Annotated in this window: 15 protein-coding genes and 2 tRNA genes; 10 read left to right on the top strand and 7 right to left on the bottom strand. The window is 62.0% G+C overall.

The genetic code is table 11. The features are described from left to right. Positions 1–2 precede the first annotated feature (2 nt). Positions 3–524 carry a DUF1993 family protein gene (locus ACIQWO_RS12925; RefSeq protein ID WP_402824233.1) on the bottom strand — a complete coding sequence of 174 codons (522 nt, stop codon included), beginning with the start codon at positions 522–524 and terminating at the stop codon, positions 3–5. 217 nt (positions 525–741) lie between these two features. Here ACIQWO_RS12925 and ACIQWO_RS12920 point away from each other — a divergent pair, with 217 nt between their 5' ends. The 3 genes from ACIQWO_RS12920 (at position 742) to ACIQWO_RS12910 (ending at position 3,256) form a co-directional block, all read left to right on the top strand. Continuing rightward, positions 742–1,491 (top strand): hypothetical protein, encoded by a 750-nt coding sequence (locus ACIQWO_RS12920; RefSeq protein WP_402824230.1) that lies wholly within the window; start codon positions 742–744, stop codon positions 1,489–1,491. A gap of 68 nt (positions 1,492–1,559) precedes the next feature. Beyond that, entirely contained in the window at positions 1,560–2,381 is an 822-nt protein-coding gene (locus ACIQWO_RS12915; protein WP_402824227.1) for a hypothetical protein, read from the top strand. Then, entirely contained in the window at positions 2,285–3,256 is a 972-nt protein-coding gene (locus ACIQWO_RS12910) for a hypothetical protein (RefSeq protein WP_402824224.1), read from the top strand. The genes ACIQWO_RS12915 and ACIQWO_RS12910 overlap by 97 nt, the downstream gene beginning before the upstream one ends. 10 nt (positions 3,257–3,266) lie before the next feature. Here ACIQWO_RS12910 and ACIQWO_RS12905 read toward each other — a convergent pair whose 3' ends face one another. Both ACIQWO_RS12905 and ACIQWO_RS12900 read right to left on the bottom strand, forming a co-directional pair. Continuing rightward, the gene (locus ACIQWO_RS12905; protein ID WP_402824221.1) at positions 3,267–3,863 is read right to left on the bottom strand and encodes a nitrogen fixation protein NifQ; all 597 of its coding nucleotides are present in this window, start codon (positions 3,861–3,863) and stop codon (positions 3,267–3,269) included. Positions 3,864–3,954: 91 nt separating this feature from the next. Continuing rightward, on the bottom strand, positions 3,955–4,380 hold the full coding sequence (locus ACIQWO_RS12900; protein WP_402824218.1) for a molybdopterin-binding protein: 426 nt from the start codon (positions 4,378–4,380) through the stop codon (positions 3,955–3,957). A 284-nt stretch (positions 4,381–4,664) separates the two neighbouring features. On the opposite strand from ACIQWO_RS12900, the gene ACIQWO_RS12895 reads away from it, so the two are divergent. The 5 genes from ACIQWO_RS12895 to ACIQWO_RS12875 all read left to right on the top strand — a co-directional run bounded on the left by ACIQWO_RS12895 (position 4,665) and on the right by ACIQWO_RS12875 (position 9,183). Further along, entirely contained in the window at positions 4,665–5,399 is a 735-nt protein-coding gene (locus tag ACIQWO_RS12895; protein WP_402824215.1) for a YoaK family protein, read from the top strand. A gap of 77 nt (positions 5,400–5,476) precedes the next feature. Beyond that, positions 5,477–6,238, top strand: a complete 762-nt coding sequence (locus tag ACIQWO_RS12890) for a 3-oxoacyl-ACP reductase (protein WP_402824212.1) — start codon at positions 5,477–5,479, stop codon at positions 6,236–6,238. Between the two features lie 400 nt (positions 6,239–6,638). After that, entirely contained in the window at positions 6,639–7,154 is a 516-nt protein-coding gene (locus ACIQWO_RS12885; protein ID WP_402824209.1) for a hypothetical protein, read from the top strand. Between the two features lie 209 nt (positions 7,155–7,363). Next, complete coding sequence (locus ACIQWO_RS12880) at positions 7,364–7,681, top strand: hypothetical protein (protein ID WP_402825340.1); 318 nt, start codon at positions 7,364–7,366, stop codon at positions 7,679–7,681. Positions 7,682–7,806: 125 nt separating this feature from the next. Continuing rightward, positions 7,807–9,183 carry a HipA domain-containing protein gene (locus ACIQWO_RS12875; protein WP_402824206.1) on the top strand — a complete coding sequence of 459 codons (1,377 nt, stop codon included), beginning with the start codon at positions 7,807–7,809 and terminating at the stop codon, positions 9,181–9,183. Positions 9,184–9,248: 65 nt separating this feature from the next. Here the strand turns inward: ACIQWO_RS12875 and ACIQWO_RS12870 are convergent, their stop codons facing one another. After that, positions 9,249–10,166 (bottom strand): DMT family transporter, encoded by a 918-nt coding sequence (locus ACIQWO_RS12870; RefSeq protein ID WP_402825337.1) that lies wholly within the window; start codon positions 10,164–10,166, stop codon positions 9,249–9,251. A gap of 72 nt (positions 10,167–10,238) precedes the next feature. Between ACIQWO_RS12870 and ACIQWO_RS12865 the strand changes: the two genes are divergently transcribed. Then, positions 10,239–11,066 (top strand): AraC family transcriptional regulator, encoded by an 828-nt coding sequence (locus ACIQWO_RS12865; protein WP_402825334.1) that lies wholly within the window; start codon positions 10,239–10,241, stop codon positions 11,064–11,066. 79 nt (positions 11,067–11,145) lie between these two features. After that, positions 11,146–11,442, top strand: coding sequence for a YciI-like protein (locus ACIQWO_RS12860; protein ID WP_402824203.1), 297 nt, complete (start codon positions 11,146–11,148; stop codon positions 11,440–11,442). A gap of 127 nt (positions 11,443–11,569) precedes the next feature. On the opposite strand, the gene ACIQWO_RS12855 is transcribed toward ACIQWO_RS12860, so the two are convergent. The 3 genes from ACIQWO_RS12855 to ACIQWO_RS12845 form a co-directional block, all read right to left on the bottom strand. Further along, a tRNA-Glu gene (locus ACIQWO_RS12855) sits at positions 11,570–11,645 on the bottom strand. Between the two features lie 16 nt (positions 11,646–11,661). Beyond that, positions 11,662–11,737: transfer RNA gene (locus tag ACIQWO_RS12850), tRNA-Ala, on the bottom strand. Between the two features lie 128 nt (positions 11,738–11,865). Next, positions 11,866–13,011, bottom strand: coding sequence for a DSD1 family PLP-dependent enzyme (locus ACIQWO_RS12845; protein WP_402825331.1), 1,146 nt, complete (start codon positions 13,009–13,011; stop codon positions 11,866–11,868). Between the last annotated feature and the right edge of the window lie 14 nt (positions 13,012–13,025).

Here is a 13,025-nt window from a genome sequence, read left to right as displayed (position 1 = left end):
CCTCAGACCGGCTGCATCTCGAACGGTCCCAGATAGTCCATCTTGCCGACCTCCACGCCTTGCGCGCGCAGCAGGTCGTGCGTCGTCGTCACGTGGAAATAGAAGTTCGGCAGCGCGAACTTGAAGAGATAGTCGACGGCGTCCATGGTGGTCTGCTGCGTCTTGAACTTCAGCGTGATCTGGCGCGACTCCGCCCCGTCGAAACGGTCTTCGAGAATGCCCGCAATGTAGGCCTCGGTATTGGCGATGCGGTCCCGCAATTGATCGAACGTCGTCTCCGCATCCTCGAACTTCGGAGACTCGACGCCGGTGATGCGTGACACCGCGAACTTCGCCGTATCGCTCACGCGCTGCACCTGCGCGACGAAGTCGAGCATGTCCGGCGCGAGCTTGGCCTTGAGAATCGAATCCGGGTCGGCCGACGTGGCTTCGCAATGCGTGCGCGCCTTCTTGATGTAGTCGGCCATGACGGTCAGGCCACGGAGATAAACGGGAATCGTGGCGCGATAGAGGGTGATGGACATCGGGGAACTCCTCGGGAGATGACCCATTGCGCAATGCGCGGGCAAGAGGGAAATGCGGGCAAAAGCACATGCTATCAGCGCCGGAATTTTCCTGCCGTGCACCGGGCGATTTCTGGAATTCGCCACTCGGCCATTTGCGCAAAATTAATGGCCCGGGGCAGCCGCGCAACAACGATGCGCACCGCCCCCCTCCATCACGACACAAGGATTTCATCGCATGGCGAGTTCGACGCTTTCCGTCCCTCCCGTCACTTTTCCCACCCCGCTCACCGGCCACTTCGCGAGCACGTTGAGCGAGGAGACGATCCAGACGCGCAGGGACGCCGAAAGCGAGAAGGCACTCATGAGCGCCTGGGGCCAGGTCAGGGACTTCTTTCGCGGCACACACAAGGAAGCGGCACAACGTGCGCTGTTTCGGCTGTCCCAGCCTAAAACCATGGACGAACAGGTCGCCGCATTCGCCGAACTGCTGCGCTACGTCGCCCCTGAGGATATGCACCGCCTGCATTGGCATATCTCCAGTCATGAAGTCCTCGGCTTCCAGGTCGGCGATCCTGTCTTCGCACCCGCGCACGACGTTGTCGACTACATGAAGCACACCACGTGGATGGACTTCGAAGACAGTTGCCATCTGCTGCTCAGCCTTCGGTTCAACGGCCATCACGTGCTCACCGGAGGCAACGACTTCGGGCTATCGCTACACGATCTGGCGGATGCCCCACAGTGTGCCGTGACGGCTGGGAGATGCCGGCGGCAGCTCAGCGCCATGCCGACGCTGCTCGACGCCCTGCAAATCATACGCCTGCATCGCGACGACGAAATTCCGGGTCTCAGTGCGCGCGTAAGGGCTGCGATCAACGCACTGATGATCGAGATCAACGGCACCGGTGCACCTGTGAGCGGCGAGATCGGCCGCAATGCCGGGCAGCTATGCAAGCTCGCGACGACGCTCAAGGATCGCTACTAAGCAGTCGTCGTGCAAGCCCCAACCCAGCGCCCTCAAGATTGGAAACGCATCACTAAGGAGTCATCGCCATGATCACGAACCCGTCTTCGCCGGTCCTCTCACTCTGCGGCGGCACCCCCTCCAGCCTCAGCGCGAAGCACATTGATGAGTGTACGAATGCGCGCAGCGAGAAAGACCTGGAAAGCCTCTGGGGACGCATCAAGGACTGGTTCTTCGGCACGCATCGCGTGGACGCCAAGCTAGCGCTGTATCGGATGCTGCACGCCGAAACGACCGATGTGATGCAAACGTCGTATCTCGAGCTGCTTCGCTACGTCGAGTCCGAACATCGCCAACAGTTGGCGTGGCTCATCAACGAGCACGAACGCCCCGCCTTCCAGATCGGCGGGTACGTCGTCCCCTCCAAGGTCGACTGGGCGTCTCAGGTGCCCTCGGAACCGCCGCCGAGCGTTGCCGACATGGCAAAGCTGCTGCTGTCCCTTCGATACAAGGGACTGCCAGTGCTGGAGACGCTGCGCGAGGTCGGCCTCTGCCGCATTGTCGAAGAAGCGCGCGAGGGCGCGCTTCCCGAGGCAAAGGTCGAAGTGAACGCAGATCGGATGCTCGACGCACAACTGTGGTTTCTGGCTCGCTCGCCGTCGCTTGTCGACGCACTGGAGCTCATCGGCCTGCATCGAAATGACAACGACGGAGAGCTCGCCCACCAACTCAGGCTAGCGGTCGAAAAGGCGCTTGGCGGTGAGGACGACGACGACAAGGTCGCCGTGATGTCGCGCAATGCGGAGAACCTGATGTGTCTGGTGACCGAGATGTTCCACGATCGCGAGCATCTGAAGCGGACGGCCCTGTCGGCCAACCTGCACGTCAACCCATTCAATCGCACTGCCTGATAGACATCGCCGTCGGACGAAAAATTTACTTAACAACGAAGGAAGTGTTTGCAATGACCGTTTCAGCAACACATGCGTCGATAAATCTGATTGGCAATATCCCGCACAGTCTCGATGCCGAGACCGTCACGATATGCACGAAAACCGGCGTCGACTACGCGTTGACCAGCCTGTGGGAGCGCATCAAGGATTGGTTCTTCGGCACGAACAAGGTCACAGCGATGACTGCGATTCACACGCTGGCCACCACCCCGTCGTCCAGCGCGCAAATCGACGCATTTCTCGATCTGTTGCGTTGTGTCGAACCGGAACACAGGGATCAGTTGAAGTGGTGTGCGGGCGATAGCGGCGATCCGTATTTCATGATCGGCGACTGCATCGTGCTCGCCGCACCGGACTGGTCCGCACGCGGAGAGAAGCCTCTGAACGTCGACGACATGGCGCAGATGTTGCTGAGGACGCATCACGGCGACGAGTCGATACTGTCGGCATTCATGCGCGTTGAAATGGAAACCGGCCACCTGCTGCGTCCGCCTCGGGCAAGCGTGGAAGAAGACGACGTTGTCTTCCATGACCTCAGCACCAAAAAAACTTACTTGGAAAGCTCACCTAAACTCGTCGAAGCGTTGGAGTTCGTCGGCATGAACCGCAATGGCGCGAGCTGCGACGAATCTCACGCACTCGGCATTCTGGTCGAGAAGGCTTGGCGCGAAGCGATGGTCGGGAACGGAAAGATCGATGAGCAAGCCATCCAAGCGTCGAGTGTGCGCATGGGCGGCATGGCACAGGACGTCATGGTGCTTGTGACCGACATGTTTCACGAACGTCTCGCGACGCACCGCACTCCGATGCCGAGGCGAGAGATCGGCCAATAAGGCGCCAGTGTCAACGACGCGTCGACGAGTCCGTGCCGATCGGGATGATGGTCTGGCGCAAGTGCGCGTAGCACTCGCCATAAGCCTCACAGCCGGGACAGCCCGGCGCGGGCGCGGGTGCACGTCCGTAGGCGTGCGCGCAGGCTTCGGCGAGGAACCGCTTCCATCGCAGATTCGCCGTGTTCTCGGTGACCAGTGTCGGGAAGAAGTGCGTAAGTAACGCGGTGACGTCGTCACGTCCCGTCAGCCCCAGATCGCGCCAGAGGTGATCGGGCCGCAGACACGCCGTGGCGAGGATCGTCGCCATGTCGGCCGCGTCGACCGGATGCAGCATCGGATCGGCGCGACGGCGCAGCATCTCCTTCATCTCGACGACGAAGACGGCATGCGACGCCCACGCAGGCGTCGGCAATGTCGAGGCAAGCGTCTGCCAACCGTCGGGCACAGGAAGAAAGTGACGGCGCAGCAACGTCGCCAGCGCTGCGCCCGACAGCCCGAGGCGCGCAAGGCGCTCGGGCGTGGCATTGGCCGCGAGGAGCGAGGCGAACAGCGTCGCCTCGGGGCGTGCATGCGAAGGCGTCAGTGTGAGACCGTGCATGAATGACATTGCCTTGCGTTCAGGCAATTTTGCAGAATGATGCGGATGAGGTGACTCAGGCGAAGGAGACTCAGGCGAAGGAGACTCAGGCGAAGGAGACTCAGGCGACGGCCAGAATCACGCTCGATGCCTTGACCAGTGCGGCGGCAGCGCGACCGGCCGTGAGACCCAGACGCTTTGCGCTTTCGTTCGTCACGATGGCGGCAATGATCGCGCCGCTGTCGGCCGTAATTTCGACTTCGCTGTTCACTGCGCCCGTCTCGACGCGCGAGACCTTGCCGGTAATCACGTTGCGCGTGGAAACCTTGCTCGCGTCGGCATCGACCATCACGATCACCGACGAGGCCTTGATCAGCGCCACGGCGTCGCTGCCTTCCTTCAGGCCCAGATTCACAGTGCTCTCATGCGTGATGACGGCGACGATCTCCTGCCCGGCGTCCGTGCGCAGGGTGACTTCGTCGTTCACCGCACCGCGTTGCAGCGAAATGACTTTGCCGTTGAATTGGTTGCGGGCACTGGTCTTCATGGAAATCTCCTGTCGATGTGAGCAGCGTAGCCGATGTCGACGATGTCGATGATGTCGCTCAGGCCACGCGATGCAATAAGACGTTCGGACGGTCGCGCCGGAGCGCCGGTGTGATGCAGTATAGCGGGTCGACGTGGCGTCCGGCGTAGCAGGCCGGTGATATGCTTCATCAGCGTCCGGGGCCGGACAGACGCCTGCTTTGGGCGCGCAGTATCGAGTATCGAGGCCTCACCGGCACGCTGCACGGGACGCCATCTGCCACGCATGCCGACACAGGAGCTGTCATGGGTACTCCCCGCCACATCCCTACACCGACCGAGGCCGCCACGCTCGCCCGCAGTTGGGTCAGTCACTTCTCCAAACCCACCGTCATCGGCATGACGCTCGCGTTTGTCGCCGGTTATATCGACGTGGTCGGCTTCATCGCACTGTTTGGACTCTTCACGGCGCACGTGACGGGCAACTTCGTGATGATCGGTGTGCAACTGGTCGCCAGCACGCACGTCGGCGTGCTCGCCAAGTTGCTCGCGTTGCCCGTGTTCGTCATTTTCGTCGCGATGGTCAAGCTCATCGTGCAGGGCTTTTCGAACACCAACCGTCGTCCGCTCCGGTTGTTGCTGATCTTGCAGACGTTGCTGCTGCTGGGGTTCATGATCATCGGCATGGCCGCGCAGCCGATTCTCTCGGCCGACGCGCCACTCGCCATTCTCTCGGGCATGTTCGGCGTGGCCTCGCTGGCGATCCAGAACGCCATCGGACGGCTGTTGCTCGCCGACCTCGCCCCGACCACCATCATGACCGGCAACACCACGCAGATCGTGATCGACATGGTGGAACTCGCCAGCGGCAAATCTGGCGATGACAAGGCTGCCAGAACGCGGCTGCGCAAGATGCTGCCTGCGCTGGCCGCCTTCGCCGTCGGCGCCATCCTCGGCGGCTTCGCGTATCACGGCGCAGGCTTCTGGAGCGTGCTGTTGCCGGTCGTGCTGCTCGCCGCGCTCGCCACCGCCAACGAGTGAGCCACCACCGTCCCCGAAGAACAATCCCGCGGAACGCGCGATAATGACGGCCTTTTGCGGGATTAGGGGATATCGGAATGAAGCTGGATTCGCAGTGGGTACTCGTCACAGGTGGGGCGCGCGGGCTGGGCGCGGCCATTACGCGCGCGGTGGCGCGTGAAGGCGCAGGCGTCGTCATCAACTATCTGCGCAGCGACGTGGCCGCTCGCGAACTGGCCGAATCGCTCGGCGATCGCGCCATCGCCTTGCAGGCCGACGTCACCGACGAGAAGGCCGTCGCCCGCCTCTTCGCCGAAGCCCGCGAGCGCATCGGCAGCCCCATCGTCTCCGTCGTCAACAACGCGCTGGCTGACTTCCGCTTCGACGGCGATGCACGTCCCAAGCTGGCCGACATCTCCTGGTCGCGCTTCTCGCAGCAGCTCGAAGGGGCTGTCAAAGGCGCGCTCAACACGATGCAGGCCGCACTGCCGGGCATGCGCGAAGCCGGGTTCGGACGCATCGTGAACGTGGGCACTAACTTGTTCCAGAACCCGGTCGTGCCGTATCACGATTACACGACCGCCAAGGCCGCTCTGCTTGCGCTCACGCGCACGGCGTCCAACGATCTCGGCCCCGACGGCATCACCGTCAACATGGTCTCGGGCGGTCTTCTGCGTGTGACCGATGCCAGCGCCGCCACACCCGAAGCCGTGTTCGATCTGATCGCGAGCCTCACGCCGTTGCGCCGGGTCACGACGCCGGAAGAATTCGCCGACGCCGTGCTGTACTTCCTCTCTCCGTGGGCGCGTGCCGTGACGGGGCAGAACCTCATCGTCGACGGCGGGCTGGTGAAGGGCTGAGCCCTCTAGGGCCTGTTCACACTAATTCCGGGCTCGTGTTGCCCGGCCAAAGGGGCGAGCGCAAGGAATGAGCCGAAGCGAATATCGGGAATATTCGAGAGGATCATGACGCCGCGATCGCCCCTTTGGGTGGGCAACCCGAAGGGAACGTGCCCTACCGGCCGTCTGGCCGCGTTACCGCCAGCTTGCTTGGGGCCACCAAGCGGCGCTGTCGGTGTCTTGCCAGCCAGCCGGTAGAACACGTTCACGAGCCCGGAATTAGTGTGAACAGGCCCTAGGTCCAACCTATGTAGTACGCAAGACGGGGAACGCGTCCGTGCTGTCGCCGGACGCGGTAAAATTGCCGTCTTTGTGAGCGCGTGCTCACACCCACCTCACTTCCAAACCCCGAATTCAGACAGTGACCGCAACTTCCGCCACACCCGCAGACATCCCGACTGACGACGCCAGCAGCACCGATGCCATCCACGAAGACCGCCTGTGGCGCGACGACGGGTGGACGGCGAAGGTCGTCAAGAACGAAGAGGACGACGGCTGGGCGGTGGCGATGTTCAAGGACGGCGAGTCGGAACCCGCCCTCGTGGGGCCGTGGAAGATGGGGCGCGACAAGAAGAATCCGAAGCCGCTGGACGTCGGAGCGTTCCATACGCTGGTGAAGACGGCGACTGAGGTGTTGCGGCGTCACGAACAGCAACTGCGCGCGCAGTTGCACAAGCGCATCAGTGTGGACGGGCCGGACGGCGAAATCGACGTCACGCTCGATATCGTGCCGGACGATTACGATCCCTACGCCATGCTGAGCGCCATCGACCGCTTCGGCGAAACGATCGCGACGGTCAAAGTGCCGCCGTCGTTCAAGCTTTCACGTAACAGTGCGCGCGCCTGGGTCGAGAACGACTTTCAACGCCCCCAGTAAGCACCCGCTAACGCTGCCGCCGCCTCTCCCATAACATCCCATCACTGCGGATACCGGGATAACTGCCCGTCTGGTTAGCGTGCCTGACGACGCCTAAGATGGATTTCGCCGACATACCGCGCACACCGCGCTATCCGCCGCAACATGCGAGCGGGCGCTCACACAGTGCAGCGGCGGCGTTCCCATCGAATCCGGCGTCAGGAGACCCCATGAAACGCTTTCATATCGCGCTCGCCGTGCGCGATCTCGACGAATCCATCACCGATTATTCTGCGCGTCTCGGGCAGCCGCCCGCCGCCGTGGTGCCGGGCGCCTACGCCATGTGGCGCACCGACCTGCTGAACTTCTCGATCAATCAATCGCCGTCGCGCGCGGGAGAGCTTCGCCACGTTGGCTTCGAAGACGACGATGCCCCCGAGTATTCCAGCAACACCGATTGCAACGGCCTGCTGTGGGAAGCCTTTTCCGCAGCAGAACAAGACCGTCGCATAGTGAGTACTTACGGGGTCGCGGTGCGGAACACCTGAGCGCCCTGCCCCTCGCCCCCTTTGCTTGGGATCGAAACCCGTGGGGGCGACTTGCGATGAAAACCCGGGCAAAAGGAACCTCGAACTTGCACATATGCTATTCTTGAACTATTCATGAAGTATTCATGAATGCGTTCAAACCGGGGGTTCAGATGGCCGATCAATCGCTTCGAATTGAGGAAATGCGCCGCCTGCTAAGGCTCGGGCCGCGTACTGCACAAGAGATCATGGCTGATTTGTCAATCAGCCAGCCAACCCTTTCACGGATCATCCGGGACGCTCCCGAACTATTCACAAACTTTCGAATCTCCGGGGATCGCACCCCAAAATACGGGACGTTGCGCCCGCTGCCCGGCGGGCTGTCTCCCCGTCAAGCCGTCTATCGTGTTTCAGCTGAAGGCGCGATTGCACCGTTCGTCCGCGTCGAATTTCTGACCGGCGGAGCGACGCTCGAACTCGGTGATTCGCGGAATGCGCTGTACGAAGGCCTGCCCCCGTATATGGCGTTCGCCACACCATCGGGGTTCTTGGGGCGACAAGTCGCCCGAGCGGTCGCCTTGGAAATGAAGCTTCCGGAGAGCCTTCGGGATTGGAGCGACGAACATCGTGTCGCCTATCTTTTCAGCAGAGGGCTAAATCTTCCCGGCAACTTGATTTACGGCGACACCTCCCTGCAAAGGGAGATGGAATTCCGTCAGTTACTGCCAGTGTCGGCCACGCAAAAGCTGGACTCGTACGAGGCAATGGCCAACCAGCTCAAGGACGCCTCCTATGGCTCCAGCGCGGGCGGCGAGCAACCCAAGTTTCTCTCTCTGACCGAAGACGTCGGCCATGTGATCGTGAAGTTCGCAAAGCGTGGTAGTCGCATGGCGGATCTGCTTTCGCTTGAGCATCTTGCCCTCCAATCACTGCATATCGCGGACATCCCGTCGGCTTCGACGCACCTCCTCGCGACCGATAGCTATACCTTTCTTGAGGTGCAACGGTTCGACCGGATCGGACGCTTTGGCCGCATCGGAATGCTCTCTGCGGGGGCGATTGACGACGAATACTTCGGGAAGCGAGACAATTGGTCCGCATTCGCGACACGATGCGAGCAGGCACGACTCCTTCCGGCAAGCGAAGCCACGAAGATTCACGTGATGGCCGCGTTCAGCGAGCTTATCGGCAACGGAGACCGACATTTCGAGAACATCTCGCTTCTCTTTAATGAGGGTGGCCGGATTGATCGAGTGGCCCCCGCGTATGACATTCTTCCCATGAATTACGCGCCGTTGGGCGCAGGCGTCGATCCCGATCTTTTGCCGATCACCCCCAAGATTGGGGCCATTGGCGCGAGGCCGAACGTTTGGGGCAAGGCCTATTCCGCCGCCAGAGCATTCTGGGAGGGTGTGCAGCAAGGGACTTGTTCGTTGCCGATCCCGGATGAGTACAAGGATCTTGCGACGGCAAACCTCGCGGTAGCGAAAGACTTCGTGGCGCCGCTCGTGCCCAGCGACTGAATGTCGAAGGTCCAGTCAGATGCAATCTGACTGGACCTTACGCTGAACGAACGACCCGCAAAAAATCACGCAGGCACTTCGTCCGAATCCTCCACACCACCGAAGCCGGGCAACGGACGTTGCCAGCGCTGCGCGATGAATACGCCGACGAGCGCCACGCCACCACCGATCACGTGGAACGTGTGCAGTTGCTCACCCAGCAGCACAACAGCAATCGCTGCCGTCATGACCGGCAGCACGTTGATAAACATGCTGCAACGGTTCGGCCCAAGATGCCGGATGCCCTGAATCCACAGAATCGGCAACACAATCGATGCGCCCAATCCGGCGTACAGCACCAGCGGCACCGTCGCCGCATTCAACTGCGCCTGACCGGCCGGTACCAGCGCGAGCATCGGAATCATCGTGATCAGCGCCGCCCACGCCTGCACGTAGGTCGACTGCGCGGGCGGCACCGCCACGTGCCAGCGTCGCAGCAACACGCTGTACAACCCGTACGATGCCGAGGCGATCAGCATCAGGATGTCCCCCAGATGCATGCCGCCGTCGAGCAAGCGCGACGGATGCCCCTGCCCGATCAGATACACCAGCCCCGCGAGCGACAGCAGACCGCCCACGAGCATGCCGAGGGTCGGCGGCTCGCGCAGCAGCACCACGCTCCACAGCAGGGTCAGCAGCGGGGCCAGCGCTGTCACGATCGCCATATTGGTCGCCGTGGTGCTGTGCGCCGCGAGATACGACAGGCTCTGATAGAACGACATGCTCAGAAAGCCGAGAAAACCGAGCTTGGCGAGCTGCGGGCGCACATGATGCCAGTTGCGCAGTAGCGGACGAATGACGAAGGGCGTCATGACGGCTAGCGCCAGCACCAGACGATAGAAAGTGATGGCCGACGGCGCGATGGTCGTAGCCGAGAGCTTCGAAACGATGACATTGCCGGCCCACAACAACATGGCGCCGAGCGGATACAGGAAGTACCCCATGACGATTTCCCACAGGTTTGACAAAGGAAGCGCCATCGTCAGGGATGTCACACAGGACCGTCTCACGCTAAAATTCCTAAACCTGTCTCAAAAAGGACACTCGTGGCTACCGAAAAGGCTGTGCGTCGCGTCATCGATCCGCGCCTGACCGATCACCTGCGATTCGAGAGCACCCCCATGCCGATGGCGGCGATGGCGGTCGACTACGCGCACAACGAGTTCATCGCCTCGCATTCGCATCGGCGCGCGCAATTGCTCTTTTCGATTGAGGGCGTGATGATCATCGCGTCGTCATCGGGTCGCTGGGTAGTGCCGCCGACACGCGGCGTCTGGCTGGCGGCCGGGCTGGAACATACGGTGCGCATGAGCGGTAACGTCAAGATGCGCACCGTTTTCGTCGAACCGGGCAGCGAGCCGTTACCCGACACCAGTTGTGTCGTGGAGATCACGCCGCTGATGCGCGAGCTGATTCTCGCCGCCATTCATGTGCCGCCGGACTACGGCCCCGACTCGCGGGACGCGCGCCTCATGCGTCTGCTGCTCGACGAGCTGATTGCCCTGCCCGTCCTGCCGCTCTATCTGCCGTGGCCGCGAGACGCGCGCCTGGCACGCGTTTGCGATCGTCTGATGCAAAGCCCATGCGACGACGCCATCATCGACCATTGGGCTAGCCAAGCGGGCCTATCGCCGAAGACATTTCAGCGGCGTTTTTCCACGGAGACGGGCCTGACGTTCGGCCGCTGGCGTCAGCAAGCGCGCCTGCTTCAAGCGTTGGAAGCGCTGGCCCGTGGCGAAAAGATCGTGAATGTGGCGCTCGATCATGGCTATGCCAGCCAGAGCGCATTTGCAGCGATGTTCAAACGGCACTTCGGCGTACCGCCGTCGGCGTTTTATCGATAATGACGAGTACGGCGCGCGTAGAGGCAACTGCACAACTTCATCACGCCATAGCGCGCGCAAAAATCACGGAGATCACACCATGCATTACCTGCTCACTTACGAACTCGTCGACGATTACCTCGACCGTCGCGCCCAGTATCGCGACGCGCATCTGGCACTCGCCTGGGCAGCATCGGACCGCGGCGAACTGCTGCTTGCGGGCGCGCTGGAGTCGCCCGTCGACACGGCAGCCCTGCTCTTCGAAGGCGACTCGCCTGCGGCGGCAGAAGCCTTCGCGAAGGCCGATCCGTATGTGGTGAATGGTCTTGTGAAGATGTGGCGCGTACGGCCGTGGAAGACGGTCGTCGGCAAGATGGCAAGCACGCCGGTGCGCTGAAAGATGGCCGGGCATGAACCGGCAGTACAAAAAACAAAACGCGCTTGGCCGTTAAGCCAAGCGCGTTTGTCGACAACCGATCGTGCGTCGTGTTTCTGGAGCTTTCCGAGAATCACGCCGCTAAATCTGGCGTCCCCTAGGGGATTCGAACCCCTGTACTCACCGTGAAAGGGTGATGTCCTAGGCCTCTAGACGAAGGGGACCTAAAGTCTTCCGTTTTGGTGGAGGTAAGCGGGATCGAACCGCTGACCTCTTGCATGCCATGCAAGCGCTCTCCCAGCTGAGCTATACCCCCGTACGGCGAAGAAGTGAGACTATAGCGTGCTTTTCCGACCTTGGGAAGCCCCTGCGTCAAAATATTTTGACGGGACCGGATGTCACCACGATGACTCGGCCACCGTCAGTCAGACCCGATCCCTGACCTTACTGGCTCAGTCCACGCGCCTCGATGGGCCAGAGACCTTCGACCCGCCCGTGTCGCACCGCCACGTATCGGTCGTAGAGATTGACCGTCGGATCGCAGTGTCCCGGCACCAGCAGAATCGGCTCGCCCAACCACGGCGCGCTGTCTTCGTCCGCCGAAGCAAGCTCTAACACGCCATGCTCGTCCGAGGCGGTCCGGTAATGCGGCTTGCTCGCCTGTTGCGACGACCAAAAACGTGGCAAGCCCGAATCCGTCGCCACGCTCTTGAGCCCTGCATCGCACACGATGATCCCGTTGCGCGCCGTGCTCATGACCGTCGACGCGAGAAACAGACCGTGACGGAAGTGCCAGTCGTCGCGCCATTCGAGCGAGCCGTAATGACCGTCGAGGAACACATACGACCCCGGCTGAATTTCGGTGTACACACCGCTTTCGATGTCGAACTCGGCCGTGCCTGTGCCACCGCCCGTCACAACGGGACAAGCGATGCCGCGCGCTTCGAGAAAGCGCACGTAGGCCGATGCCCGGTCGGCGGCGAGACGTGCGGTATCGCGTCGCTTTTCCCAGCCCTCCACGTGCTGTGCGCTGCCGTGATACGCCTGCAATCCGCCGAAACGCAGTCCCTCGTAATGATCGATGGCGTCGACCAGTTGCCCCACGGCGTCTGTCGAATCCACGCCGCAACGCCCCTGCCCCACGTCCACTTCGGGCAGCACGGCGATGCGCACGCCAGCGCGTTGCGCGGCCTTACCGAGCGGCGCGACCTGCCTAACATCGTCGACACACACCGACAGCGTAACGTGCGCCGCCATCGCCACGGCGAGCGCCACACGCGCCTCACCGACGAATTCGTTACTGATATGGATGTTGCCGATGCCCGCGTTGACGAACGGGATCGCCTCCGTGACTTTCTGACAGCAGATACCGACCGCGCCCGCCGCCATTTGTGCACGCGCGATGGCGACAGACTTGTGCGCCTTGGCATGCGGACGCACCGCAACACCGCGCGCTGCCGCTGCGCTCGCCATGCGTTCGACGTTCGCATCGAACGCGTCGAGATCGAGCAGCAGCGACGGCGTGGCGACCTGCGCGAGCGTGTCGCCCACACGTGCCACCGGCGGCACAGCAATGCTGCCGGTGGTCATGTTTGCAGCGTTTG

The organism is Pandoraea sp. NPDC090278, assembly GCF_044772185.1.
Lineage (GTDB): Bacteria > Pseudomonadota > Gammaproteobacteria > Burkholderiales > Burkholderiaceae > Pandoraea.
This window is presented reverse-complemented; position numbering and strand designations above follow the sequence as displayed.

What these genes read in the sequence shown, in the direction of transcription:
- ACIQWO_RS12875 (WP_402824206.1), top strand. Translation starts at nt 7,807, where the DNA reads ATGAATGCGTTCAAACCGGGGGTTCAGATGGCCGATCAATCGCTTCGA.
- ACIQWO_RS12860 (WP_402824203.1), top strand. Translation starts at nt 11,146, where the DNA reads ATGCATTACCTGCTCACTTACGAACTCGTCGACGATTACCTCGACCGT.
- ACIQWO_RS12890 (WP_402824212.1), top strand. Translation starts at nt 5,477, where the DNA reads ATGAAGCTGGATTCGCAGTGGGTACTCGTCACAGGTGGGGCGCGCGGG.
- ACIQWO_RS12870 (WP_402825337.1), bottom strand. Translation starts at nt 10,166, where the DNA reads ATGGGGTACTTCCTGTATCCGCTCGGCGCCATGTTGTTGTGGGCCGGC.
- ACIQWO_RS12900 (WP_402824218.1), bottom strand. Translation starts at nt 4,380, where the DNA reads ATGAAGACCAGTGCCCGCAACCAATTCAACGGCAAAGTCATTTCGCTG.
- ACIQWO_RS12905 (WP_402824221.1), bottom strand. Translation starts at nt 3,863, where the DNA reads ATGTCATTCATGCACGGTCTCACACTGACGCCTTCGCATGCACGCCCC.
- ACIQWO_RS12920 (WP_402824230.1), top strand. Translation starts at nt 742, where the DNA reads ATGGCGAGTTCGACGCTTTCCGTCCCTCCCGTCACTTTTCCCACCCCG.
- ACIQWO_RS12895 (WP_402824215.1), top strand. Translation starts at nt 4,665, where the DNA reads ATGGGTACTCCCCGCCACATCCCTACACCGACCGAGGCCGCCACGCTC.
- ACIQWO_RS12845 (WP_402825331.1), bottom strand. Translation starts at nt 13,011, where the DNA reads ATGACCACCGGCAGCATTGCTGTGCCGCCGGTGGCACGTGTGGGCGAC.
- ACIQWO_RS12880 (WP_402825340.1), top strand. Translation starts at nt 7,364, where the DNA reads ATGAAACGCTTTCATATCGCGCTCGCCGTGCGCGATCTCGACGAATCC.
- ACIQWO_RS12925 (WP_402824233.1), bottom strand. Translation starts at nt 524, where the DNA reads ATGTCCATCACCCTCTATCGCGCCACGATTCCCGTTTATCTCCGTGGC.
- ACIQWO_RS12915 (WP_402824227.1), top strand. Translation starts at nt 1,560, where the DNA reads ATGATCACGAACCCGTCTTCGCCGGTCCTCTCACTCTGCGGCGGCACC.